Raw genomic sequence first — 23,129 nt, 5'->3', positions numbered from 1 at the left:
CCTATGAACGAACGTGAGTTATCTCCCACACGAATTATTGCCATCATAATTTTAGGCAGCGCATTTGTGTGCGGGTTGGTTACCTACCTGCTGATTCTGGAGAGTTGTTTTTTTCTAAACTACGTCGAAGAGCGATCTTTTAATGCGTTAGATCTGGAAATACCGTCAGATTTGTTTCCTGCCGGAGCCAACGTTACACCAATTCACCGCCCGTCGGAATCACAAGGAGCCTTTGAATCTGCCTCTATGTCATTCTTTTGGCAGTTAGGAAACCGTCTTGCAGGTTACGATGTTTGGCGGTTTCGAAAAGAAGAAGAGGCTTCGCGAACTTTTCTAGCTGAATCAGGCGGCTCCTTTTACAATGAAAATATCTATGACTTTTATAACAGTTCAATTGCTGATGAGTTTGCGGTAGGCTGCGGATTCAGGCGTCATTTTGGTTATAAGTGCAATATGGCTGCAAGATATGAGGAGTATGTGGTTAATTTGCATTCCATAATCGACCGAGAGATGACGCTAGAAATGTTCAATGAGGCCGTCATTTTCATCGATGAACAAATGGTTCACCATCTTTATGAGGAATAGACGCTACTCATGAAAAAAATCTCCAATCTCCAATCTCCAATTTCCAAATGAGATACGCCACGCCGAAAACGATGCGCCAGCCAAACGGCCGTTCCCGCTACGCTTTTGTCACCTTCCTCATGCTCAACGACAGTTATCTGCCGGGGGTGATGCTGCTGGCACATGGCCTGCGCCGCCAAAAGAGCCAGGCCGATCTCATTTGCATGGTCACCGAGGAAATTAGCCGCCCGGCGCGACAGGCGTTGAGCCATTTGTATGATGAGGTGATTGATGTGGAGAAGATTTTTGTGCCGCATGTGCGCGTGAAGAAACGGCCGTATCTTCCCTACGTCTTCACCCGCCTACACGCCCTGCGCTTGGGTGGGGATGGCAATTTAGGTCACGCTTACGACAAGATTGTTCTGCTGGATGCCGATTTGCTGCCGCTGCGCCATTACGATCATTTGTTCACGCTCCCCACACCTGCCGGAACCATCAACGAGCACAAAACCCATGTGATGGAGTGGGGCGACGACGGCAACTTCATCATTCCCGACAGCGTGGCGCAGGATGGCATCTGGAACTGGCACCAAATCTACGCCGATTGCCCACATGGGCAACCAATCCCAGCCAAAATCACTGACCGTTTTGCCAGCGACCCGACCAACATGGGCGTGATTAGCTCATTGTTGGTGCTAGAACCCTCTTTGGCAGAATTTCAGGCAATCATGCAGGATATTCAATCCCCAGATGTCCGGCCGCTCGTCGGCGACGCCTTTGACTGGCCAGAGATGCAATATCTCACAATGCGCTACTCTGGTCGCTGGACAAACGTAGATTTACGCTTCCACAGCCTCAACGGCTATCCAAATCTGGACGTTCTGTACGGCATTCATTACACGGGCTTCAAGCCGTGGCAGTTTCGCCGCACAGGGTCAATGAATCGCTACGGCCATCGCGCCGACTTCCAACTGTGGTTCAACCTGTACCGGGAGATGTTGCAAGCCCAGCCTCTGCTGCAAAGCAACCGCAAGCTGCGCGGGTTGCTGCGAAAGATCAATGAATTTCTGGGTATCATTTCGCCGCCGCCGCAGGCTAAGTTGGGACGAAAACAGCCGTCTACCCGCAAACTACCCAAGAAAACAGCGCCGCATCGTAAAAAGAGCAGAAAATCACGAAAAAGGGGCAGAAACGGCCGTCCCTGACGGTTGCTGCTTTAATCGCTTCCCACTATAATCCCTTCACCTTTTACTGGAGATTGATAGGACAATCTAAAGCTATCAATGAAACGTTTCTTAGAAGGAAGGAGAATGAAAATATGAAAAATAGTAAGTTTTGGTTGTTGAGTTTGCTGCTGATTTTGGCACTGGCGGTGGTTGCCTGTGGTGGCGACGAGACCGGGGACCTCGACCCTGTTTGTGTTGTGTTAGACACAGGTGGCGAGAATGATAAAAGCTTTAACGAGTTTACGCTGAAAGGTGCCCGTGACGCAGCCGAAGAGGTGGGGATTGAATTTAGCCACATCGTTTCTGAAGCCCCTACGGATTTTGAGAAGAACATTGACAACTTCGTCAACGAAGGCTGCGGCTTGATTGTTACCGTTGGTTTCTTGATGGGTGATGCCACCGCTGCTGCTGCCCGGGCAAATCCAGACGTTAATTTTGCCATCATTGATAATGGCTATTTCCCAGGCGCTGGCTGTGATGAAGACGTAGACGATTGCTACACCGAGGAAGGTGGTTTGAGCAATGTGACCAGTCTGCTATTTGCTGAGGACGAAGTTGGTTATTTGGCCGGTACCCTGGCTGGCTGCGTGAGCGATTCTGGCGTTATTGGCTCTGTTTCCGGCATGGAAATTCCGCCAGTTGTGCGCTTTGTGGTTGGCTACCAGAATGGTGCCAGGGCGCAAAACTCGGATATTGAAACCCTCAACGTTTATATTCCAGACTTCAACGACCCGGCCACCGGTAAACAAGCTGGTGAAACCCAGATTGCCGAAGGTGCCGACATTATCTTTGGTGTCGGTGGTAACACGGGTAATGGTGGTTTGTTGGCGGCTCATGAAGCCGGTCTGTTGGGTATTGGCGTAGATGTTGATCAATACAATACCTACCCTGAAGTTGCAGCCTCTTTGCTGACTAGTGCAGCCAAGAACATGGACGTAGCAACTGGTGATGCCGTTCGTGCCTATGCCGAGGGCAATCTGCAGGCTGGTATTCAGCTAGCAACCGTAGCCAATGGCGGCGTTGGCCTGGCCGATTACCACGACCAGGACGGCAATATCCCAGATGAATGTAAGGCGGCGGTGGAAGAAGCAGAATCTGGTCTGGCAGACGGTTCAATTGACACTGGCTATGAGCAGTAATTGATTTTGCTGCTTCGTTTGATTTGTTGAATTTTCAAGAAGGTCACTCGCTTTGTGGGTGGCCTTCTTTGTTATTCGTTAAAATTTTGTGGAGGTGGTGATGTGAGCGATACGCCCGTTCTGGAAGCCAGGGGCCTTACGAAGCGATTCCCTGGTGTATTGGCCAACGATGCCGTTGATTTGACCCTGATGAAGGGTGAAATTTTGGCTATGCTTGGGGAAAATGGTGCTGGCAAAACAACGTTGATGAACATGCTGTACGGCCTGTATCACCCTGATGAGGGCGAGATTTTGGTGAACGGCCGTTCCCTCACCATGAATTCACCCAACGACGCGATTGCGGCAGGCATTGGCATGGTGCATCAACATTTCATGCTCGTCCCGGTTATGAGCGTAACCGAAAATATTATGCTCGGCGTTGAAGAAATTCGGGGGTTTTTGTCCAAGGTGCCTTTGCTGGGCCGCTTAAATCGTCGTTTGGTGGCCAGCCGCATTCAGGAACTGTCAGAGCAATATAATTTAGCCATCAACCCCGATGACAAAATTAAAGATTTGTCTGTTGGCATTCAGCAGCGCGCCGAAATTATTAAAGCCCTGTACCGTAAAGCAGATATTTTGATTTTAGATGAGCCAACGGCCGTATTAACCCCACAAGAGGCTGACGAACTGTTTGCCATCATGCGAAACCTTACGGCTCAGGGCGTCTCCATCATCTTTATTACCCACAAACTAAAAGAAGTGCTGGCTGTTGCCAACCGCATTGCCGTTTTGCGTCGGGGCAAAATGGTGGGCACCGCATCCCCGGCAGACGCTACAGAAACCAGCTTGGCAGAAATGATGGTTGGACGAAAGGTTATTCTGCAGGTGGAGAAAGAAAAGGCACGGCCTGGGGAAACGGTACTGCAAGTTGAAAACCTGGTGGTAAACGATAGCCGTGGGCATACGGCCGTTTCCAACGTGAGCTTCGAGGTTAAAGCTGGTGAAGTTTTGGGCATTGCTGGCGTGCAGGGCAATGGCCAGCGAGAACTCGTAGAAGGGTTAACCGGGCTGCGCCCCGTGCAGAGTGGCTCTGTCACTATATTGGGGCAAAATGCAACCCATGTTTCCCCTCGCAAAATCACAGAAATGGGCGTCGCCCACGTACCTGAAGACCGTGAAAAACACGGGCTGGTCTCCAGCTACCCCATTGCCGACAATTTGGTTCTTAACCAATATTATCAGCCGCCCTTTGCCAATGGCCCTATCATCAATCAGGAAGCAATTGAGCAAGAAGCGAAACGACTTGTAGAAAAATATGATGTGCGAACTCCCAGCATTTACACAACGGCGGGCAGCCTGTCTGGGGGCAATAAACAAAAAGTTGTCATTGCTCGTGAATTTTCTCATGACATTAAATTGCTTATCACCAACCAACCCACGCGCGGTGTTGATGTCGGCTCCATCGAATTTATTCACAACCAAATTGTGGCACAGCGAGATGCGGGAACGGCCGTCCTGCTGGTTTCCGCCGAGTTAGATGAAGTCCTCAGTTTGGCAGACCGCGTTGCTGTCATGTTCGACGGCCGTATCATGAAAATTCTCCCAGCGGCAGAAGCCACCCGTGAACGAGTGGGCTTGCTCATGGCCGGTTCCGACTTTTAGGAGCGGAAATTAAATAGGACGACGAAGTCGTTTCCTTACCGCTCCTTCAAGCTGACAATGTATTTCCGTATATTATTCCATTGTCAGCCCATAGGAGACACAACCAATGCAATCAAACTCTCCAGAATCAGCTTCACTTCCCAGGCGACTACTCAAATCACTGACCATCCCGCTATTAGCCATCATCACCTCCCTATTCATTGGTGCGCTGGTCATCATCTTCACTGCCGAAACCCCTCTGATTGGCTTGCAAAAAGTAGGAGAAGGCTATTGGGGCATCATAGATGGGGCCATTTTCGGGCGCAACGGCATCACAAATACCTTGGTGGCCACTTCACCGCTCATTTTAACGGGGCTAGCCGTTGCCATTCCTTTCCGGGCGGGCTTGTTCAACATTGGGGCAGAAGGGCAGTTTGTTATGGGAGCCTTTACTGGAACCCTGGTCGCTATTTACGTACCCCTGCCACCCGTCATCCATGCCATTGCGGTTGTCATAGCTGGCTTTATTGGTGGCGCAATTTGGGGCTACATTCCCGGCTTCTTGCGTGCCCGGCTAGGATCGCATGAAGTCATCAACACCATCATGCTCAACTTTATTGCCATTCTCTTTGTTAATTATGCTGTTCGTGGCCCATTCAAAGACCCCAACCCCTCAAATGTACAGACCCTGCCGATTCAAGAAACGGCCGAACTCCTCCGCATTTCCGGGCGTCTGCACCTGGGATTTTTTATTGCGCTGCTGCTAGCTGGCGTTACCTACTACTTCCTGTTTCGCACAACGTGGGGATTTTCATTGCGAACCACAGGCCAAAACCCAGACGCGGCCGAATACGCGGGCATTCATTCCAAAAACCAGTTCATTTTGAGCATGTCCCTGGCCGGGGGATTGGCCGGAGTAGCTGGAATCCTGGAAGTGCAAGGGCTTACCAGAGTGTTAACCGAAAGCTTTGCAGCGGGATATGGTTTTGATGCCATTGCCGTGAGTCTGCTGGCACTCAACAATCCACTAGCCATCATACCGGCGGCCTTTATCTTTGGCATTCTGCGAATTGGGGGCGACTTTTTGCAAATACGAGCGGGGCTTTCTGTGCATATTGTTTCCATTTTGCAAGCCCTTATTTTACTCTTTGTCTCTGCTCCGGCCATTGTTCGCTACTTGTTCAGGCTAAAAAGCACAGGAGACGAGCTTGAAACAGCTCCCTTGTCACGCGGGTGGGGAGGTTAATCATGGATTTGGTGATTATTGCCGGTTTACTTCAGTTAACGATTGCTACAGCCACGCCTATAGCTCTAGGTGCGTATGGCGGTTTGTTTTGTGAACGCTCAGGCGTTGTGAATATCGCCATTGAGGGCATGATGCTAATGGCTGCCATGATGGGAGCCTTTGTGTCAGGCTACACGGGTAGTTTGGCGCTTGGCATCCTGGCCGGGTTGCTCAGTGGCGGGTTGATGGCAGCCCTGCATGCCGTTGTTTCTATTCGCTTCAAAACAGACCAAATTATTAGTGGAACCGTTATCAACATCTTGGCGGCTGGCTTAACGGCGCACATTTACCAAGTATTCCTGGTGCCTCCACGCTGGCCAGGATCGGCCGGAACGTTTCCTGAGCTACCCATCCCGGTATTGTCTGAAATTCCCTTTATCGGTACGGTGCTCTTCTCGCATCAGCCAGTTGTATATCTCATGCTCATTCTCACGTTTGTGATTCATTACATCTTGTTTTACACACCCTGGGGGTTGCGTATGCGGGCTGTCGGTGAACATCCAAAGGCAGCAGATACATTGGGGATCAACGTTCACTTTACCCGCTACGCAAATGTCATTATTGGCGGGTTGTTAGCTGGCCTGGCCGGGGTTTGGCTGTCGCTGGAATGGGTTGGCACCTTTAACATCAATATGACAAACGGCCGTGGCTTTATTGCCCTGGCTGCCCTGATCTTTGGTCGCTGGACACCGTTTGGCGCGTTTGGTGCTGCGCTCTTGTTTGGCCTGGCCAATGCCATTCAAATTCGTACCCAAACCCTAAACCCAGACATCCCGGCTGAATTTTTACAGATGTTGCCCTACGTTTTAACCATTGTCGTTGCCACCATTCGCCGACCCATTCCGCCCGCTGCCATTGGGCAACCTTATGAGTTGGAGTAGGCAAACGATGAGCCAACCGCCAACCATCGTGGCCTTCCAGGGTGAACCGGGTGCTTACTCAGAGCAGGCTATCCACGAACATTTTGGTAACAATTCATCAACCCTGCCCTGCCGCACTTTTTCTGAGATGTTTGCCGCCGTGCATAACGGCCGTGCCACCCAGGCCATGCTCCCCGTCGAAAACTCCCTGGCAGGCATGGTCATCCCCGCCTACGACATGCTGGTAGACCATGATTTGCGCGTACAGGCCGAGGTAATCGTTCGCGTAGAGCATTGCCTTATGGCTCCTATGGGTACGCTAATTAACGAAGTGACGCACGTCATGTCTCATCATCAAGCCCTGGCTCAATGCGAGAACAACATAAAACGCCAGGGCCTCATCCCCGTAGACCATTACGATACAGCCGGAGCCGCCCGCGAGCTGGCCAACAATCCCAAGCAGGGTCTGGCCGCTATTGCCAGTGCCCTGGCCGCCGAAACGTACAATCTGGAAATTCTATCTAACAATTTTGAAGATATGGATTTCAATTTCACGCGCTTTTTTGTTTTGGGTAAGCTAGATCCCCCCCGACAAGACCCCTGCAAAACTTCCATCATCTTCACCACGCGTCACGTACCCGGTGCGCTGCATATCGTACTGGGTGAACTGGCAGGCAGGGGCATCAACCTCACCAAAATTGAATCTCGCCCTCGGCGCAACCGCCCCTGGCACTATCGCTTTTTTGTTGATTTTGAGGGCCATGAAGATGACGATGCCGTGCAGGAGGCAATGCTAGGCATTCTCAAGCAATCTTCATTCTTGCAAGTGCTTGGCTCCTACCCCCTGGCCAAAATGCCCTCCTACTAATCAGTTTGGCTCGTCTATGAGATGTGTGCGAATTGCCTTTATGTGACAGTCACTTCTGAAGTGACTGTTACATTGATGCACACTTTTTACTCATGAGCCATTAGTTTTCCACAGCAATTGGTTCTAAAAAAAGTGCATCAGCCTCAGGGCGATTTGGCTGCTGCACTTGCAGCCGTTGACCCGTTTCGGCAATGTAGAGGCCGATTTCCAGGCGGTAGCTGCCAGGCGGCGTGTCTGGCGGAATTTGAATCTGATAGCTGTCGGTGACGACTTCATCGGGTAGCCAGCGGCTGGTGGAATATTGGTTTTGCTGGGGCATCACGTCTTGCTGCCAAACGCAGGGGGCGCAGGTGCCGTCCTGCTGCAGCAGATGGACAAAGACGGTGTAGTCGCGGCTGGGGGTAGCTTGCGCTTGCCAGACGAAGTCTAGTTGGTATTGGCCCGGTGTGTCTTGCGGGGTGAGGTTGTAACCAAGCAGATTGATTTCGTTGCCAAAGGTGGCGGGATACGGCCGTTCCACCTCCGGTACCGTATAATTCCGCTCAGTTTGTGTTACTCGAAGCGTTCCCAAATCCGCAACAGCCAGGTTTGCTTCGGCTCCGTCCCGGAACCGGGCGAGCAGCCGATACTCGCCTGTGGGGATATTGTCTGGTATTCGTAACGTTTGCCAATCAATCAGGAATTGAGGCGTTTCCCAACTGTAAAAAGGGTAGGTATCATGCACCGGCTGTGTGTTGCCAATGAGAATGCGCCCCACATTGTTGCCCCCCAACAGCTCCAGCCGAATCGTCGTATCTGGTACAAAACCAGTTGCATGCCACCACAACGCCAACCTGATTGTTTCACCGGTGGTTGCCTCCATTGCCTCCCGCTCGACTCCCAGCAATTTTAGCTGGGCGCGTACGGTGCGGTTGAGCACAATGGGTGGCTGCGGCAAATCACGCGGCGGCTCTGCGGTTAGTACCGTCACGTTTTCGATGAGATAGGTGTCGCCAGCGTAACGGCCGTTTTCATCCAATCTGGGCAAACGCTCCCCACTGTTGCCAGAGAACAGCCCCACGCGCAGCCGGTAATTGCTGCCCAGCGGTGCGCCCAACGGCACGTCAATTTCTGCTCGTTGCACAATCGTCTCCCCCCGTGCCCATTGCGCCGACGGATAGGCAAAAGTCTCTTCCTGGCTCCAGCGATGCCCCCAGGCGTCCTCAAAATGGATGAATGGTGTGAAATCGGCCGTTTGCGGAAAGTTGACTTGCCAATAGAGGAACACAGTCAGCTTTTCGCCGGCGGCAACCTCACCTACATCGTAGCCTAGCAAAGTAATCGCATTGCCAAAATTGGCCTCGACAGGGTAGGGTGGCGCAATAGCTGGCGTACCGTGCATCTCATAAGCCAAAAAGGGCAAACTGCCGTCTGGTGCAAGCGGGCTTTTGAGCAGCGTGGCGTTCTCAAAATAGGGGATTGCCCACTGCGGCAGCGGGCTTTTTTCTGGGAAAATATAGATCGCTTCTTCATCGTTGGCTGGGAAAACAACTGCCTGGCTTTCTGGCAGCCACTTTACTTGCTCGTATTTGTCGCTCAGGTAAGCAAGCGTGGGGTGCTGATAATGCAGTGCCGAAACATAAATCGTTTTGCCCTCGGTGTCTAGCGTATTCAAGAAGTTGGCGGCAGCGGTTAAATCACCATCTGTTTCATAGAAAACGGCCGCTTCTTGCCCCCACACCCGAAAATACAACCGCTCCGTTGCCAGCCCGCCGACCATCAAGGCCAGCATACCGATGACAAGCACCGTTTGTGTAAGCTGAATGCGCTTGAACTGATTGCCCAAATCGCTAACGAACAGCATTAACCCCGCGCCGGGCAGGTAAAAAACGAAGGGAATCAGGCCAATGGCGCGGAGGTTGCTGGGTACGATTTCGTTTACGGCCAGGGTGGTGGGCAGCAGCATGATAAAAGGCGCCAGCAGCAGCAACAGTACACTTGCTCGCTGCCAATCGGTCCGCAACGCTTGCCAACGCCAAATCAGTGCCATCCAGCCCACCAGTAGCAAGCCACCCCAGAACCAGCCGAATAACGGCCGTCCCGGTAAATTAAAGCGCACATACTCATCCCCCAGCAGGAAAAACATTTGCAGCGAACGCAACAAGCTTTCCCCTAGGCTCAGGGCAGATTCGCCAGGTGCAACCTGACCAATGCGTACCCAAAAGGCATCCGGGTTAGCAATGAAAAAGCCCAGTAAAGGAGCCAGCACAATCAGCGCCACGCCACCAACCAGCAGCAACTGTAACCACCGCTGCCGCCAGTTCTGCCCAAACAGTAGCGGCAGGCCGCCCAGCAGCAATAAAACCGGGAATAATCTCGCTGCCAGGTAGGTGTAGGCTGTTAACCCCAGGAAGATGCCGCTGATTATTAGCCATTTGCGTTGCTCTAGCCGTACGCCGCGCAGCAGCGCGGCCAAAGTGAGCGTTTGCAGCAGCGGCTGGGTAATGGCTCTAAAACCGAGATGGCTGAACAGCAAATGCCAAAAGCTAATGGCCAACAGTGCGGCTGCAACCAGCGCTACACGCCGGTCTCGGAACAGTTCCAGCCCCAGCCAATAAACGGCCGCTACCGTCAGAATCCCTACCAGCCCGGCCGTTAGCCGCAATGTGAACACAGAATCGCCAACCAGCCTGATTAGCCCGCCTGCCAGGTAGAAAAAAAGCACCTCTTTGCCCGTGTAGCTGGTGATAAAAATCGGCCGTTCCCCCTTAAGCCCAATTTCCGCTGCCAGGATGCCGTTGGCCGCTTCATCAAAGTGGACCCCTGCTGGTACTTGCTCTAAATTGCTCAGGCGAAGCGTAGCGGCCGTAAGCAGGCAGAAGAGCATGAAGAGCAGGGCATGACTGTGTTGGAGGCGTCGCATGGGCTGATTTTATCGCCGACGGGTCGGTTCGTCTATCGAGGCAGGTGTGTCTAATATTATGGTGCTGCAAGGCTTCTGAATTGTGAACATTTAAACTTGCGTAGGTTTTGCGTAGGTTCGGCGTAGGCGCGACGTACAGCCCTACGTAGGTAATTAGTATAGAATCTTTCACGAAGGGTAAAAATCTCTTCTTCTTCTCCTCCTTTTAACGAGGGTCAGGTTTCGGCGTTCCTGACTCTCAAAACAATAACCGGGCTGGCAAACTTGCCAGCCCGATTTTATTTCCACAGTTGCCTCACGTATAATTCCCATCTATGTCTATTGATGAAAATAACAAGGAAGCAGGGTCTGAAACGGCCGTTGCCAACAGTCGCTCTTTGGTCATGCGGGCTGCTGGTTTGGTGGGGGTGGCAGTGCTACTCAGCCGTATTGTGGGCCTGGTGCGCGAGATTGTGATTCGCGCCAATTTGGGCATCACTACCTTGCCGGCCGAAGCGTATGAAATTGCCGTGCGCTTCCCGGAAACTATCTTTTTGATCATTGCGGGTGGGGCAATTGGTTCTGCTTTTATCCCCACATTTGCCGCCTATTTTGAGCAGGGTGACAGCGAAGGCGGGTGGCGACTTTTTTCCAACGTGATTAATTTGCTGACGGTAGTGGTAACGGCCGTTTCTCTCCTCAGCATTTTGTTTGCCCCACAGCTTGTTACCTGGCTGGCCGGTGAAAAGGTAGCTAACAATCCGGAACTGCTGCCGCTAACGGTGCGCCTGATGCGGATCATGTTGATCTCGCCTATCATTTTTGGGGCGAGCGGCGTCATCATGGGGGCGCTAAATGCGCGGCAGCATTTTTTGCTACCTGCTCTGGCTCCGACCATTTACAATGTGGGCATCATTGCCGGGGGCTTACTTTGGCCGGGCAGTCAGCCAGAGGAAGTGGCATTTGGTTTTGCTGGGGGTGCGGTCGTGGGAGCAGCGGGGCATTTTTTGGTGCAGTTGCCCGGTTTATGGCGGAAGGAGGCGCGATATACGGCCGTTCTCAACTTGCATGACCCCGGTGTGCGTCAGGTAATGCGCCTCATGGCCCCTCGCGTGTTAGGTTTATCCTTTAGCGAGATCAACAAATTCCTCATCATTTTGCTCACCGATCCAATGGCGACGGGTAGCTTGCCCGCACTCAACACCGCTTTTCGGCTGATCATCATGCCGCAGGGGATTATCGGGCAGGCGTTGGGCATTGCCGCCTTCCCCACGCTTTCTTCGCTGGCTGCGCGGGGCGAGAAAGCAGAAATGCGCCAGATTTTTGCAGACTCACTACGAATTTTGCTCTTTTTGGGTTTGCCATTTTCGGTGGTTTTTGCCATTTTGGGGCAGCCAATCGTCTCGTTTTTGTTTGAGCGGGGTATTTTGGGGGATGAAGGGACGCTGTTTGTGAGTTGGGCGCTGCTGTTTTATGCGCTTGGTTTGGTGCCTTTATTGGCGCTGGAAGTCGTGGCCCGCACGTTTTACGCTCTAAGCGATACGCTAACGCCCGTTTTGGCAGGCGGCGTGCAGATTGTGATTATGTGGCTGTTGAGTTTGTGGTTTAGCCAGACGGTGTTTCCGCAGCTAGGCTGGTTGCCGCTGGGTGGTTTGGCACTGGGATTTAGCTTGTCTAATGTTATCGAAGTGCTGCTGTTGCTTTGGCTGCTGCGGCGCAAGCTGGGCGGCATTCAGGGGTACGCGCTGCTGAATGGGCTATGGCGCATGGGTGTGGCCACGCTGCTGATGGCTGGGGGGATGTGGCTGGTACAGGGTTGGTTGGTGGAAACGGCCGTCCTACTCCATCTCATGTTAGTTAGCGTTGCTGGCGGATTGATTTATGTGCTGGTGTGCGCTGGTTTGCGGCTGGAGGAGCTGAATGGCTTGTGGCAATACGGCCGTCGCCGCCTAAATTGGTAAAAAACCAAAAGCCCGACCATTATTTGGTCGGGCTCACTTCTTCCTCTTCTCTTCCTAAAACAACGATACGGCCAAACGGCCGTACCCTGTTGATTGCAAAATTTAATTACCGGATGACAAGGCAGAGCCAGTCATGCGTAAATTAGAGCGGGTGAGCTGCTCACCGTTAACCCACACTTCCAACGTATATTCGCCAGCGCGAAAGCCATCTTCGGGGTTGTAGAAAATGTAGCCTGGGCCGTCTGCGCCATATTCCCAATATTCGTTGCCGCCGTCAACCACTTCGCCATCGTGTCGCCATACCCAAGACCAAACCATGCCGTCTGCCATGCCATCGTAAGAGAAGGTGGCGTAAACGGTGTAGGAGCCGACAGCAAAAATGCTGGTGGGATCAACTGCTTCGTAAGCGTTGTCAATCTTGGTGGAGAAACTAATATCGCCGAGGGTTGTGGCTTCGTTTAGCTCAGCTTTTGGCTCAAAGCGGTTAAACTGTTCAGGCAGTTCTAGCGTTGCTTGAACCAGCGCGTCGGGGTCAGTTAAAAATAGTTGGTTGTTGGTGGAGACGATTTGGGAGGTAACGGCCGTTTCGGGGATAAATTCAACGGCGGTGCGCTCTTGGGCAGCTAAAGCGGCCACCTCTTCAGAAACTGGCTTTGCATTGGTAAGTACAGCCACCAGTGGGGTGGTATCAGTAGTTGGTTGCAAAGCGTAGAACGCAAATAAAGTAGCTGCTGCCAACAAACCTAAGCTCGCAAAGGAGTATGTTTGGAGGCGCTTTTCGGCTTGCAAACGCATGAAGAAATAGGGAGATCGCTTCATTTCTCGCCAAGATTTAAACACAACGGCGAGTGCAAGCAGTAGTAGTAAAATGAGCGTCCCCAATATCCAGGGAGTTATTGTTCCAGACAAGTTCAATAGCAAATTAAGTACCCTCTTCCCAAGAGTCGGCCAATATTATAGAGAAAAATCCTCAAGTTGTGCAACCTTTTTATTTACATAAGTGGTTATTTTAGCAAATTGTCACTAATCTGCCGCTTTGTTGACCCTTACCCTGGTACTATTTCCCTGACGTTTTTTGCTCATTTTGCCTTCAAAAAGTTTAAATGAGCCTGTTCCGTTAACAAAACGTGAAAAATTGCACATTTTCTGGATTTATACGGCTTCCTTAAGGGGATTTTGCCCAATTGTCAGAAAAAAAGCATGATTTTAAGTGGCATGTGTCACAAAACCAAGCGTGACAATCGGCACTTGCCGAAAGTGCAAGAGAATCTAAAATTGAGCCGATGATCCAAATTAGCGGGCTTGTAAAACAATATGGCGTAAACTCAGTACTGCGCGGTGTGAATTTGCACATACAGGCGGGTCGTTTTGTAACGTTGGTAGGGCCAAACGGTGCGGGCAAATCCACGTTGATGCGAATTGTCGCCACGCTGCTTCAGCCGACAAGCGGTGAGGTGAAAATAGGGGGATGGCTCATGCCGCAATTTAGCGGCCGGGTGCGGCAGCATATTGGTTTGGTGTCTCATCAAACGTTGCTTTATGGTGATTTAACGGCGGCGGAGAATCTGCTGTTTTTTGCCAAGCTGTATCGTTTGAATGATGGTGAAGCGCGGGTGGCTGAGGCGTTGAAGCGTGTGGGTTTGGCAGCGCGACAGCGGGACGCGGTACGCACATTTTCACGCGGGATGATGCAGCGGCTGACGTTGGCACGGGCAACGATTCATGAGCCGGACGTTTTGTTGCTGGATGAGCCGTACACGGGCTTAGATCAGGATGCGTCTGCCCTGCTGGATGATTTATTGCGCCAGGAGTCGACCAACGGCCGTACTATCCTCATGATCACCCATGATTTGGTACATGGACTCAATTTGTGTGATCGGGTGGCTATTTTGAGCCGGGGCAAAATTGTGCAGGAAATTGCCAATGGAGAGGTAACGGGGAACGAATTTTTGGACATTTATGCGGCGCACACAGGCCGCAAAGCAGGCATGAGCAAACCGCATGGATAATGCACCCACCACAGTAACGGCGAATCCTTCCGGCAGCAACCAATTTGTAACGGCCGTTTGGGCCATCGTTTGGAAAGATTTGCAAATTGAAAAACAGACGCGCCAAACCGTGAGTTTGATGGTGATGTTTTCTTTGGTAACGGTGGTGATGTTTAATTTTGCCTTGGAAACAGAGCTGGATGCAGCCCGAAATGTCTCTACCGGATTGTTGTGGGCGACGATTTTGCTGGCCGGCACGCTGGGGCTGAATCGTTCATTAGCCATCGAGCGCGAAAACCAGAATATAGACGCCATTTTAATTGCCCCGATTGATCGCCGAGCGGTTTATGTGGCGAAGGTGATTAGCGTCACGATTTTTACGCTGTTGCTGGAAGTAGTGCTGGTTTTTGTATTTATTATTTTTTTCAATAAACCGTTTTGGCAGCCGGTTGTGCTGCTGGTTCTGTTTTTGGGTACGATTGGCTACGTGGCGGCTGGAGTGTTGATCACCTCGATGACCATGCAAACCCGGGCGCGGGAGGTGTTGCTGCCGATTTTGTTGATGCCTTTGGTGCTGCCCCTGATTTTGCCCGCGGCAACGGCCGTTGGCGAAATGATGACCGCCGAGCCGGATATGATGATTATTCGCAGCATGGTTTCATTAGTGGCTGCCTACGATCTGGCCATTTTAGCAACGGGCCTGTTTACCTATCATCTGGTTGTAGAATCTTAATTGCAGATTTCCGCTTGCTAAAAAAATTGTGATAATCTTACGCCCAAACGCCGAAGGTTTGTTATTCTAGAAGAGCAAGATTTTCATAATTCATAATTTTTGAGAGGAGTAATAGATGAGTTTGTCTCGTTTGAACCGCTGGATTCCTACACTAAATTGGCTTGCAGCAGTGACGCTGGTGGTGAGTTTGGTGTTGACCTTTTTTTACGCCCCTACGGAACGCACAATGGGGAACGTGCAGCGAATTTTTTACTTTCATGTGGGGACAGCTTGGGTTGGAGCCGTTGCCTTTTTTGTAGCACTTTTAGCTGGCTCATTTTACTTGGCTCGAATAGACTTTGGGAGTCTAAAAGTGCCAAATAACGACACAATGACGTCCATTTGGGGCATTATCAAACTAAAAAACCCGAATCGCAAATGGGACACCATTGCGTTGTCTTCGGTGGAAGTTGGTTTGGTGTTTTTAACCATTACAACGGCCGCAGGTTCTGTGTGGGGGAAACCAGCATGGAATACGTGGTGGCTGTGGAGTCCGCGCCTGACGCTGATTACAGTGGCCTGGTTAACTTATGCGGCCTACTTTATGCTGCGGGGAGCAATCGAGGAGCGAGAAAAACGCGCACGCTTTGGAGCCGTGTACGTAATTGTTGCCTTTGTTACTATCATTATGGCATACATAAGCATTCGCATTTTTCGTGATATTCACCCAGTAGTGTTTGGCGGCACCATCGAGGCGGCACAGGGGGCATCGGAAGGGCTGCAGGAGTTTGAGCCTGGCCTGGAATCTATGCGGATGGGCATTACGCTAACGGTGAACACAATTTCATTTTCAATCATGTACATTGCCTGGATGTTCAACCGCATTCGGCTCCAGTTTTTGATGGATAATGTAGATTCGTTGAAGATGCGCGTAGCGGCACATTTGCAGGGAGGGAACGCCTAATGTTTGCATTATCTGTTTTCTTGAATATTGCATTGCAATCATCGGTGAATCCCAACACCTTTAACAACTATCTAATTCTTGGCTACATAGTGATGGGTGTGATTGGTCTGTTTTATATTGTGAGCCTGGTTTTGCGGCAGCGAAATTTGCAGCAAGATATTCAGCTGATGGAACGTTTATTACAAGATGATGAGGAGGCGGCTGGGTAGCTGCTTTTGTGTAGGGAGCGTTACTTATTTTGTTGCTGGGTGGGATATTGTGTGTCTGTGCTGCTGTGTAAAAGCGGGAAAGTAAAAGATACGTAAGATTCAGCCACAGCTTCACGTCTAACTGACCAAATAAACTTTTGATTTGGAGACTGCATTATGCTCAAATCGTTAACCCTTCCCGAACCGATTCGCTCGCTTTCTACTGGTCAGAAATTGCTGATCGGTATCGGTACGGCCGTCCTCCTGTTTCTTATCTTCGGAACATTTTCTCAAGACAGCAGTACGCCCGAATTTGCCGTTGGGCTACAAACCCAGCCCTTTGCTGTGCTGGCGCTGCTGGCTTTTGGCGGCGGCCTGCTTAGTTTTGCTTCCCCTTGCACCTTGCCTGTGCTGACAGCTTACTTTGCCTTTGCCTTCCAAAGCGGCCGTAAGCAAATTGCGGCCAACACCATTGCCTTTATGTTAGGGCTAGCAACCACATTTACCGTGTTGGGGGCTGTAGGCTTTGAGATCGGTAAGGTTTTGGTAGGCAATCAACAGTTGCTCATCCTGATTGGGGGGGCTGTGGTGATGGGATTTGGCGTCCTTAGCTTGTTGGGCAAAGGGTTTGGTGGTGTAGATGTTAGTGGTACCGGCGGTGTCCAACCTAAGAACACAACGCTGAGGGGCTCGTACTTTTTTGGTTTAAGCTTTGCTGTGGGGTGGACAAGCTGTATCGGCCCCATTTTGGGTGTGGTACTGACATTGGCGGCGCAAACCACGTCGGTGTGGAATGGCATGATGCTGCTGTTCATTTACACATTGGGTTTGGGGCTGCCGTTGCTGGTGGTTTCTACATTTTTTGGGCGGATGAGCCGCCAAAGCTTTTTCTGGCGCTTTCTGCGTGGCAAGGGCTGGGAGCTGGATACGCACACCTTTGTGGTGGCGTTGGTTTGGGCATTGGCTATCTGGCGGGTGCTGGTTGCTGTGCTGGACTATATTTTCTTCAACTTTAGATTCTTTGATGGCCAAACAGTGACATTGGGCCATGAGATTGGGTTGTTGGCTGTTACTTTGATTGGCGCAGCGTTATGGGTTTTCACCAGCTCTGAGGAGCGGCGTGTGACGGTGCATTTGCACTCGACACAGTTGATTAGCGGCGCGTTGTTTATTTTGCTGGCTGTCTTGATGCTCAACGGTACGCTGACTAGCATTAACGCCTTGGTGGGGCAGTACGAATTTTCTGAATGGTTTGTCATATTGGAAGATCGGTTTATTGAGTTTTTCCAGCCATAATTTTTGCAGATTACATTTCTACCTCCCAAGAAAGTTTAATTCTGTGGGAGGTTTTTTATTTTTAATGGAGTATTATTATGTCAAATGACTCTGATGGGAACGGCCGTAATCCTTTGCTCATCATCGGCGGGTTTGTGGTGCTGGGATTGGCACTCACGCTAATCATTTTTGGTGGCAACCTGTTTGGGAGCGCAAACGAGCCTGCGGCTGCTGACGAAGAAGGCTCCATTTTAGAGCAAGTGCCTGCTTTTGAAGCCGCCGAGGTAACGACAAACAATCTGCCCACAGGTGGCGGCCCATTAGAGGTAGGATCGCTGGCTTATGATTTTGCGCTAAACGATATTGAGGGCAACGAGGTGCAGTTGAGCAGCTTTGCCGGGCAGCCTGTCATCATCAATTTTTGGGCAACGTGGTGCGCGCCCTGCCGCATTGAAATGCCTGAGCTGGAAGCGGCCTTCCAGACTTATCAGGATGACAACTTGGTCATTTTAGCACTGGATCAGCAGGAATCGGCGGCGGACGTGTCTGACTTTTTTACGGAGTTGGGATTGAGTTTTACGGCCGTACTCGACAACGAAGGCACTATTTCAGAACTCTATGGTGTAGCAAGCATCTTGCCCACTACCTTTTTCATCAATGGGTCTGGAGAAGTGACTGCTATCCATCGTGGTCCGATGGTGCAATCCCAAATTGATGGCTATTTGGCGGATACCATTCCGCCTGCTGCCAACTAACCAGCACGATTGCGGTATCTTGGCTATACTTGGGGAAATTCAACTTTTCCCAAAGTTGAACTTCTGACGAATTAGGAACCTGATATGACGACGCCCCCCAAGAAAAAAGTAACCGGACGCACCCGTGATCTTGTCATCGGCGCAGACAAGCTAATTTACCGATTTAGTAAGCATTGGCTGGGCGTTCTTAACACCATCATTGCCATCTACGTGGCGCTGCCTATTTTGGCACCGGTATTGATGAACGTAGGCGCAACGGGTCCAGCGCGGGTCATTTACACCATGTACAGTCCCATGTGCCACCAGATGGCCTCGCGCAGTTTTTTTCTGTTTGGCGAGCAGGTAGCTTACCCACGGGAATTGGCTGGCACATCGCTAAACTCCTTAGAAAGCTATGTGGACACGCTGCCTGAATTTGCTGGCGTAAGTGATGAGAATTGGGCAGAGTTTTTCATCTCTGCACGCGAATTTGTGGGGAATGAGCAGCTTGGATACAAGATGGCACTGTGTGAGCGGGATATTGCCATTTATGGATTTGTGCTGATTGGGGGGCTAATTTATGGTGTTGTGCGGAAGTATTGGCGGATACGGCCGTTACCCCTCCTCCTCTTCCTCATCATTGGCATGGGGCCCATTGGGCTAGATGGTTTTAGCCAGCTATTTGGCTACTACGCCACGCCGCTAGATGGGGGCGACCCGGCTGGAATCCAGGCGTTGCTAGGCAGCATCTTCCCTTTGCGAGAAAGCACCCCTTTCTTACGTACCTTCACAGGCGCGTTATTTGGCTTCATGCTGGTTTGGCTGGCTTACCCCTACCTGGACCACAACATGGGTCGCACCGCAGCCGATCTGGAGCGCAAGCTCACCCGCATTGGCGAACTCCCTTCGTAAGAAATTGGTAATTGGGTAATTTAATTACCCACTATACCGTCCCAATACCAAAGTCGCATTATGCCCGCCGAGGCCAAAGCCGTTGGACATAGTGATGTCCACTTGAGCGGGACGAGCGGTGTTGGGCACATAATCCAGGTCGCAAACCGGGTCTGGTATGTTGTAATTGATGGTGGGCGGCAGCAAATTATCCCCAATTGCTTTTAGGCAAATGAGTGCTTCCAATGAGCCAGACGCGCCCAGCAGATGGCCGTGCATGGATTTCGTGGAGCTAACGGGCGTGTCGTAGGCGGCTTCGCCAAACAGTTTCTTGATAGCGCCGGTTTCTGCTTTGTCGTTGAGCGGTGTGCTGGTGCCGTGGGCGCTGATGTAATCCACCGAAGCAGGTTCGATAGCTGCATCATCCAAAGCAGCTTGCATGGCCGCAATCGCGCCAGAACCATCTTCTGCGGGCATAGAGATGTGATAGGCATCGGCGCTGGCACCATACCCTAAAAACTCGCCATAGATATGCGCCCCACGCGCCAAGGCGTGTTCCAACTCTTCCAAAACCACGATAGCAGCCCCTTCACTTACCACAAAGCCGTCACGCGTTTGGTCAAACGGCCGTGACGCTTCTTGCGGCGTATCATTTCGAGTAGACATTGCCTTCATGACGCTGAAGCCGGCAAAGGCCAGGGGCATCAGGCACGCTTCCGAGCCACCGGCAATCATCACATCCGCTGCGCCGTGCTGAACGACGCGGGCAGCTTGGCCGATAGCGTCGTTACCCGTAGCGCAAGCGGTGGCTACAGACATATTGGGTCCGCCCAGACCATGCTGGATAGAGACGGTAGCCGCCGGTGTATCTGCCAGCATCATCGGCACAAAAAACGGGCTGACACGGTATGGCCCCCGCTCGTTGAGCATGTTTACATTATCAATAATCGGATCCAGGCTGCCCATACCGCTGCCTACCACCACGCCGATGCGATTTTTGTTTTCGGCCGTGACGGTTAGCCCAGAATCATCAATGGCTTGCTGAGCGGCAAACAAGGCAAATTGGGTCATGCGCGACATGCGTCGCACTTCCTTGCGGTCAAAATGGTCACGCGGGTCAAAATTCTTGACTTCGCCAGCAAAGGTGGTTTTGTATTCGCTGGCGTCAAAGCCGGTAATGGTATCAATGCCAGATTCACCCTGGCATATTTTTTGCCAGGTGGCGGTTACATCGTTTCCTAGCGGGTTGAGTGTACCGAGCCCGGTTACGACCACCCGTCGTTTTTGTTGGTTCATGCTGCCTCCACAATCTTCGTATCTTCAACGAGCTATAACCCAAGCTGTGAGGGAAAGATACGGCCGTTACTTCGACTTCGCTCAGCACAAGTTCCCGCCCACCTAAACAAAAGAGGCTGACATTTCTGCCAGCCTCTCTTTCAGGTCGTCCGTAATCAGTAAACGTTAATCAGTTGCCACTTACCGTTTACTGATTATCGATAACTGAATACTGCTTACGGTTACTGTGATTCAACCGACATCACGAAGTCACCTTCGTTCCCGAAGAAATCGCGCACGCGAATGATGACCAAATCTTCACTCTCAAAGGTGTAAACCAGCTCTTCTGGTTCGCCAGAGAAGCCATCATCAACAGAAGCCAGCACGTTTTCATCCAGGTCTAGCACTTCAATTACCATGTCTACGGAATCATCATCAGAAAGAACACTGATCACCATAGAGTCACCCACGGCACCGCTGATGACGTATTCAATCTGACCCTCTTGGTTGGTACGTGCATCCACAAGATCCCCATAAGCTAGCTCAAAGACAATATATGGATTGCCAAACAGGGTCACTTCGTAGTCGCCTGTATTGCCGCCAAAATCTTCATCTTGCGAATTGAGAACGCGGAAAGCATACCAAGTCGCCTCTGTAGCAACCATGGCAAACTCTTCTGCACCTATCTCAACATCCCAACCACGCTCAGAGTCATCTTCAAGCGTGTTGTCAATACCGACTTCTGCGCCTTGCAGCTGGTCGCCTTTGCGAACTTGCACGGCAATATCCAGGCCATCTACTGGCTCGGCGTAGATACCAATCACATCACCGGCGCGCAATGGTCTGAAGGGGAAGGCATGACCTGCTCCCTCATCATCTGCCTCCAGCGTGCTAGGGTTGGCAAAAACAACATTGGTGAACGGCTCGCTCAACTTCAAGTCGAAGCTGCCAGCAGCGCCACCGAAGCCAGACACCTGGATGGTGTAAACGCCGTCCGCTGGCAGGGCAAAAAGAATGTTCTCGATAGAGTAGGAAGCATCACGTTCAGCATTCAATAGTGAGTTGCCAGCGGAATCAAATAAATCAATGACAACATCAAAATCGCCAACGGGGGTGACAACGACGCCTGCGATATCGTCTGCAGAGCCAGTGAAAGAATAGGAAAGTGTGGGGTTAGCGGCATCAATGACGCCAGTAACTAAGTCGCCGTAGGCAAAGCCAGTATCACCAGTATCTTCACTACCAGATTCAACAAGTGTCAAAGTGTAGTTACCGGTTGCATCAGCAAAGCCCCGAACAGAGATAAAATACAAGCCAGAGGTCGGAATGACCAGATTGCGGATTTCTTCGGTTCCAAAAGCAGCATCAATTTCACCGTTTGGCAAAATAGAAGCACCACTATCATTCAATACGTCGAATACCACATCAAAATCGCCTTCGGGCTCAATGATGATGTCTACAGATTCGCCTTCTATACCAACAAAATCCCAAACAGAAGGTCCTGTGGCGTCTACAGCAGCACTTATGGAATCACCGTACAGCAGGAGGCCCTGGCTAACGGGCAGTTCACCTGTGCCATCGCCTGTACCAATTGGCGGTGTCCCTTCTGGTGTAGAGATCACCATCGAGTTTTCAATCGCATCTATAATTGGTTGGTACTCTGAAGCAGAGGAAACTTCGGTGCCAGAGAAGATGAAGGCTGCGCGCGCTTCGCCCAAGATGAGAGAAAGACGAACGTTAGCTTCTTCATTGTCCGTGGTGGAGGTTGCACTTGCCAGGGCTACAGCCGCCTCCTGGCCGTTGATCGTCGTGGCCATTGGTTCCTGGGTAATGACCATTTCAAATGTTTCATCACCACCTGCCAGGGCAATTTGGTCAGTGAAAATGCTCAATACATCAACCGGATTGCTCATATCTAACTCTTCAGTTGCCAAGAAATCTAGGTCAGCTCGGTTAAAGAGAACGATATTCATGATAGCACCCGCTATGTTATCGTCAGCGCTATCTAAAATTTCCTGGCTGGAGGCCAAATCAATAGAGCTGCCCAATTCATCGAATTCGATGGCCCAATCTGCTGGATAAGAGAAGTCTAACCCCAATGCAGCGTTGGAAAACTGGGTAAAACCAGCGGTCGGGTCTGGCGTGGCCGTTGGTTCAGGGGTTGGTTCTTCGGTTGGCTCTGGGGTTGGTTCCGGCTCATCTGTCGGTTCTTCTTCTGGTTCTTCCGTTGGTTCTTCTTCTGGATCTTCATCTGGTGGCGGATCGCCATCGTCATCATCGTCGTTAGAGGCGCGAGGTGTTGGCGTTGGGTCTTCACCACCGCAGGCTGCTAGCACGGTGCCAAACAGGAAGGCTGCCAACAGCAAGAATATGAGGTGCTTGTTCAAATTTTTCATAAAATCTCTCCTAGAATTAAGATGGGTTTTTATCGGCTGACTCGACGGCAAGTAGGGAATAAAACAGGCAAGTCGGATCAAGTCAGTAAAGAGTCAACGTTGGGACAGTTTTGTTGAGTAAGTAGCCAATAATAAAGGAGGTTGCTAGCATAGCCATAGGTAATTGGTCTAGAACAATCAATACCACATTATGTACGACTTTCTTTCTGTTAATCTGAACGGCCGTTTCTAGCCAAATTTTGCTCTCCGCGCACAGAATACAGGTAAACTATCCACCACACTGTAAAGCAGTATATAAACGC

Annotated in this window: 19 protein-coding genes; 15 read left to right on the top strand and 4 right to left on the bottom strand. The window is 51.1% G+C overall.

All coding sequences use genetic code 11. From position 1 onward, the window contains the following. Positions 1–3 precede the first annotated feature (3 nt). The 7 genes from ACOQPM_RS07990 (at position 4) to pheA (ending at position 7,562) form a co-directional block, all read left to right on the top strand. A complete protein-coding gene (locus ACOQPM_RS07990) occupies positions 4–585 on the top strand; it encodes a hypothetical protein (protein WP_420628719.1) in 582 nt (193 codons plus the stop codon). A 47-nt stretch (positions 586–632) separates the two neighbouring features. Further along, positions 633–1,769, top strand: a complete 1,137-nt coding sequence (locus ACOQPM_RS07985; RefSeq protein WP_420628718.1) for a hypothetical protein — start codon at positions 633–635, stop codon at positions 1,767–1,769. A gap of 113 nt (positions 1,770–1,882) precedes the next feature. Beyond that, positions 1,883–2,929, top strand: a complete 1,047-nt coding sequence (locus tag ACOQPM_RS07980; protein ID WP_420628717.1) for a BMP family lipoprotein — start codon at positions 1,883–1,885, stop codon at positions 2,927–2,929. Positions 2,930–3,031: 102 nt separating this feature from the next. Then, positions 3,032–4,570, top strand: coding sequence for an ABC transporter ATP-binding protein (locus ACOQPM_RS07975; protein WP_420628716.1), 1,539 nt, complete (start codon positions 3,032–3,034; stop codon positions 4,568–4,570). Between the two features lie 106 nt (positions 4,571–4,676). Continuing rightward, entirely contained in the window at positions 4,677–5,795 is a 1,119-nt protein-coding gene (locus ACOQPM_RS07970; protein ID WP_420628715.1) for an ABC transporter permease, read from the top strand. 2 nt (positions 5,796–5,797) lie between these two features. Next, positions 5,798–6,715 carry an ABC transporter permease gene (locus ACOQPM_RS07965; protein WP_420628714.1) on the top strand — a complete coding sequence of 306 codons (918 nt, stop codon included), beginning with the start codon at positions 5,798–5,800 and terminating at the stop codon, positions 6,713–6,715. Positions 6,716–6,722: 7 nt separating this feature from the next. After that, positions 6,723–7,562: a prephenate dehydratase gene (gene pheA / locus ACOQPM_RS07960; RefSeq protein ID WP_420628713.1), complete on the top strand. Its 840-nt coding sequence runs from the start codon at positions 6,723–6,725 to the stop codon at positions 7,560–7,562. Between the two features lie 100 nt (positions 7,563–7,662). Here the strand turns inward: pheA and ACOQPM_RS07955 are convergent, their stop codons facing one another. Beyond that, the gene (locus ACOQPM_RS07955; RefSeq protein WP_420628712.1) at positions 7,663–10,464 is read right to left on the bottom strand and encodes a glycosyltransferase family 39 protein; all 2,802 of its coding nucleotides are present in this window, start codon (positions 10,462–10,464) and stop codon (positions 7,663–7,665) included. 314 nt (positions 10,465–10,778) lie between these two features. Between ACOQPM_RS07955 and murJ the strand changes: the two genes are divergently transcribed. Further along, complete coding sequence (gene murJ, locus ACOQPM_RS07950) at positions 10,779–12,404, top strand: murein biosynthesis integral membrane protein MurJ (protein ID WP_420628711.1); 1,626 nt, start codon at positions 10,779–10,781, stop codon at positions 12,402–12,404. A gap of 102 nt (positions 12,405–12,506) precedes the next feature. Here murJ and ACOQPM_RS07945 read toward each other — a convergent pair whose 3' ends face one another. After that, on the bottom strand, positions 12,507–13,223 hold the full coding sequence (locus ACOQPM_RS07945) for a hypothetical protein (RefSeq protein ID WP_420628710.1): 717 nt from the start codon (positions 13,221–13,223) through the stop codon (positions 12,507–12,509). A gap of 464 nt (positions 13,224–13,687) precedes the next feature. On the opposite strand from ACOQPM_RS07945, the gene ccmA reads away from it, so the two are divergent. The 7 genes from ccmA (at position 13,688) to ACOQPM_RS07910 (ending at position 19,177) form a co-directional block, all read left to right on the top strand. After that, the gene (gene ccmA, locus ACOQPM_RS07940; protein WP_420628709.1) at positions 13,688–14,413 is read left to right on the top strand and encodes a heme ABC exporter ATP-binding protein CcmA; all 726 of its coding nucleotides are present in this window, start codon (positions 13,688–13,690) and stop codon (positions 14,411–14,413) included. Further along, positions 14,406–15,125, top strand: coding sequence for a heme exporter protein CcmB (locus ACOQPM_RS07935; protein WP_420628708.1), 720 nt, complete (start codon positions 14,406–14,408; stop codon positions 15,123–15,125). Before ccmA ends, ACOQPM_RS07935 begins: the two co-directional genes overlap by 8 nt. A gap of 115 nt (positions 15,126–15,240) precedes the next feature. After that, positions 15,241–16,068: a cytochrome c biogenesis protein gene (locus tag ACOQPM_RS07930; RefSeq protein WP_420628707.1), complete on the top strand. Its 828-nt coding sequence runs from the start codon at positions 15,241–15,243 to the stop codon at positions 16,066–16,068. Beyond that, positions 16,068–16,277 (top strand): hypothetical protein, encoded by a 210-nt coding sequence (locus tag ACOQPM_RS07925; RefSeq protein WP_420628706.1) that lies wholly within the window; start codon positions 16,068–16,070, stop codon positions 16,275–16,277. The genes ACOQPM_RS07930 and ACOQPM_RS07925 overlap by 1 nt, the downstream gene beginning before the upstream one ends. Before the next feature lie 156 nt (positions 16,278–16,433). Beyond that, complete coding sequence (locus ACOQPM_RS07920; protein WP_420628705.1) at positions 16,434–17,552, top strand: cytochrome c biogenesis CcdA family protein; 1,119 nt, start codon at positions 16,434–16,436, stop codon at positions 17,550–17,552. Positions 17,553–17,629: 77 nt separating this feature from the next. Beyond that, positions 17,630–18,286, top strand: a complete 657-nt coding sequence (locus ACOQPM_RS07915) for a TlpA family protein disulfide reductase (protein ID WP_420628704.1) — start codon at positions 17,630–17,632, stop codon at positions 18,284–18,286. Between the two features lie 84 nt (positions 18,287–18,370). Further along, positions 18,371–19,177: a DUF2085 domain-containing protein gene (locus ACOQPM_RS07910; protein WP_420628703.1), complete on the top strand. Its 807-nt coding sequence runs from the start codon at positions 18,371–18,373 to the stop codon at positions 19,175–19,177. A gap of 24 nt (positions 19,178–19,201) precedes the next feature. On the opposite strand, the gene fabF is transcribed toward ACOQPM_RS07910, so the two are convergent. Both fabF and ACOQPM_RS07900 read right to left on the bottom strand, forming a co-directional pair. Beyond that, complete coding sequence (gene fabF / locus ACOQPM_RS07905; RefSeq protein WP_420628702.1) at positions 19,202–20,452, bottom strand: beta-ketoacyl-ACP synthase II; 1,251 nt, start codon at positions 20,450–20,452, stop codon at positions 19,202–19,204. Positions 20,453–20,673: 221 nt separating this feature from the next. Continuing rightward, the gene (locus ACOQPM_RS07900) at positions 20,674–22,827 is read right to left on the bottom strand and encodes a hypothetical protein (RefSeq protein ID WP_420628701.1); all 2,154 of its coding nucleotides are present in this window, start codon (positions 22,825–22,827) and stop codon (positions 20,674–20,676) included. Positions 22,828–23,129: the final 302 nt, after the last annotated feature.

It is taken from the genome of Candidatus Leptofilum sp. (assembly GCF_965223525.1).
Lineage (GTDB): Bacteria > Chloroflexota > Anaerolineae > Promineifilales > Promineifilaceae > Leptofilum.
Note: the sequence above shows the minus strand (reverse complement) of the source record. Positions and strands in the feature narration are given on the sequence as shown.

Coding starts and splice junctions, on each gene's coding strand:
- ACOQPM_RS07920 (WP_420628705.1), top strand. CDS start 16,434: ATGCTCAAATCGTTAACCCTTCCCGAACCGATTCGCTCGCTTTCTACT.
- fabF (WP_420628702.1), bottom strand. CDS start 20,452: ATGAACCAACAAAAACGACGGGTGGTCGTAACCGGGCTCGGTACACTC.
- ACOQPM_RS07930 (WP_420628707.1), top strand. CDS start 15,241: ATGAGTTTGTCTCGTTTGAACCGCTGGATTCCTACACTAAATTGGCTT.
- ACOQPM_RS07900 (WP_420628701.1), bottom strand. CDS start 22,827: ATGAAAAATTTGAACAAGCACCTCATATTCTTGCTGTTGGCAGCCTTC.
- ACOQPM_RS07990 (WP_420628719.1), top strand. CDS start 4: ATGAACGAACGTGAGTTATCTCCCACACGAATTATTGCCATCATAATT.
- ACOQPM_RS07955 (WP_420628712.1), bottom strand. CDS start 10,464: ATGCGACGCCTCCAACACAGTCATGCCCTGCTCTTCATGCTCTTCTGC.
- ACOQPM_RS07925 (WP_420628706.1), top strand. CDS start 16,068: ATGTTTGCATTATCTGTTTTCTTGAATATTGCATTGCAATCATCGGTG.
- ACOQPM_RS07910 (WP_420628703.1), top strand. CDS start 18,371: ATGACGACGCCCCCCAAGAAAAAAGTAACCGGACGCACCCGTGATCTT.
- ACOQPM_RS07980 (WP_420628717.1), top strand. CDS start 1,883: ATGAAAAATAGTAAGTTTTGGTTGTTGAGTTTGCTGCTGATTTTGGCA.
- murJ (WP_420628711.1), top strand. CDS start 10,779: ATGTCTATTGATGAAAATAACAAGGAAGCAGGGTCTGAAACGGCCGTT.
- ACOQPM_RS07915 (WP_420628704.1), top strand. CDS start 17,630: ATGTCAAATGACTCTGATGGGAACGGCCGTAATCCTTTGCTCATCATC.
- ACOQPM_RS07970 (WP_420628715.1), top strand. CDS start 4,677: ATGCAATCAAACTCTCCAGAATCAGCTTCACTTCCCAGGCGACTACTC.
- ccmA (WP_420628709.1), top strand. CDS start 13,688: ATGATCCAAATTAGCGGGCTTGTAAAACAATATGGCGTAAACTCAGTA.
- ACOQPM_RS07965 (WP_420628714.1), top strand. CDS start 5,798: ATGGATTTGGTGATTATTGCCGGTTTACTTCAGTTAACGATTGCTACA.
- ACOQPM_RS07935 (WP_420628708.1), top strand. CDS start 14,406: ATGGATAATGCACCCACCACAGTAACGGCGAATCCTTCCGGCAGCAAC.
- ACOQPM_RS07945 (WP_420628710.1), bottom strand. CDS start 13,223: ATGAAGCGATCTCCCTATTTCTTCATGCGTTTGCAAGCCGAAAAGCGC.
- ACOQPM_RS07985 (WP_420628718.1), top strand. CDS start 633: ATGAGATACGCCACGCCGAAAACGATGCGCCAGCCAAACGGCCGTTCC.
- pheA (WP_420628713.1), top strand. CDS start 6,723: ATGAGCCAACCGCCAACCATCGTGGCCTTCCAGGGTGAACCGGGTGCT.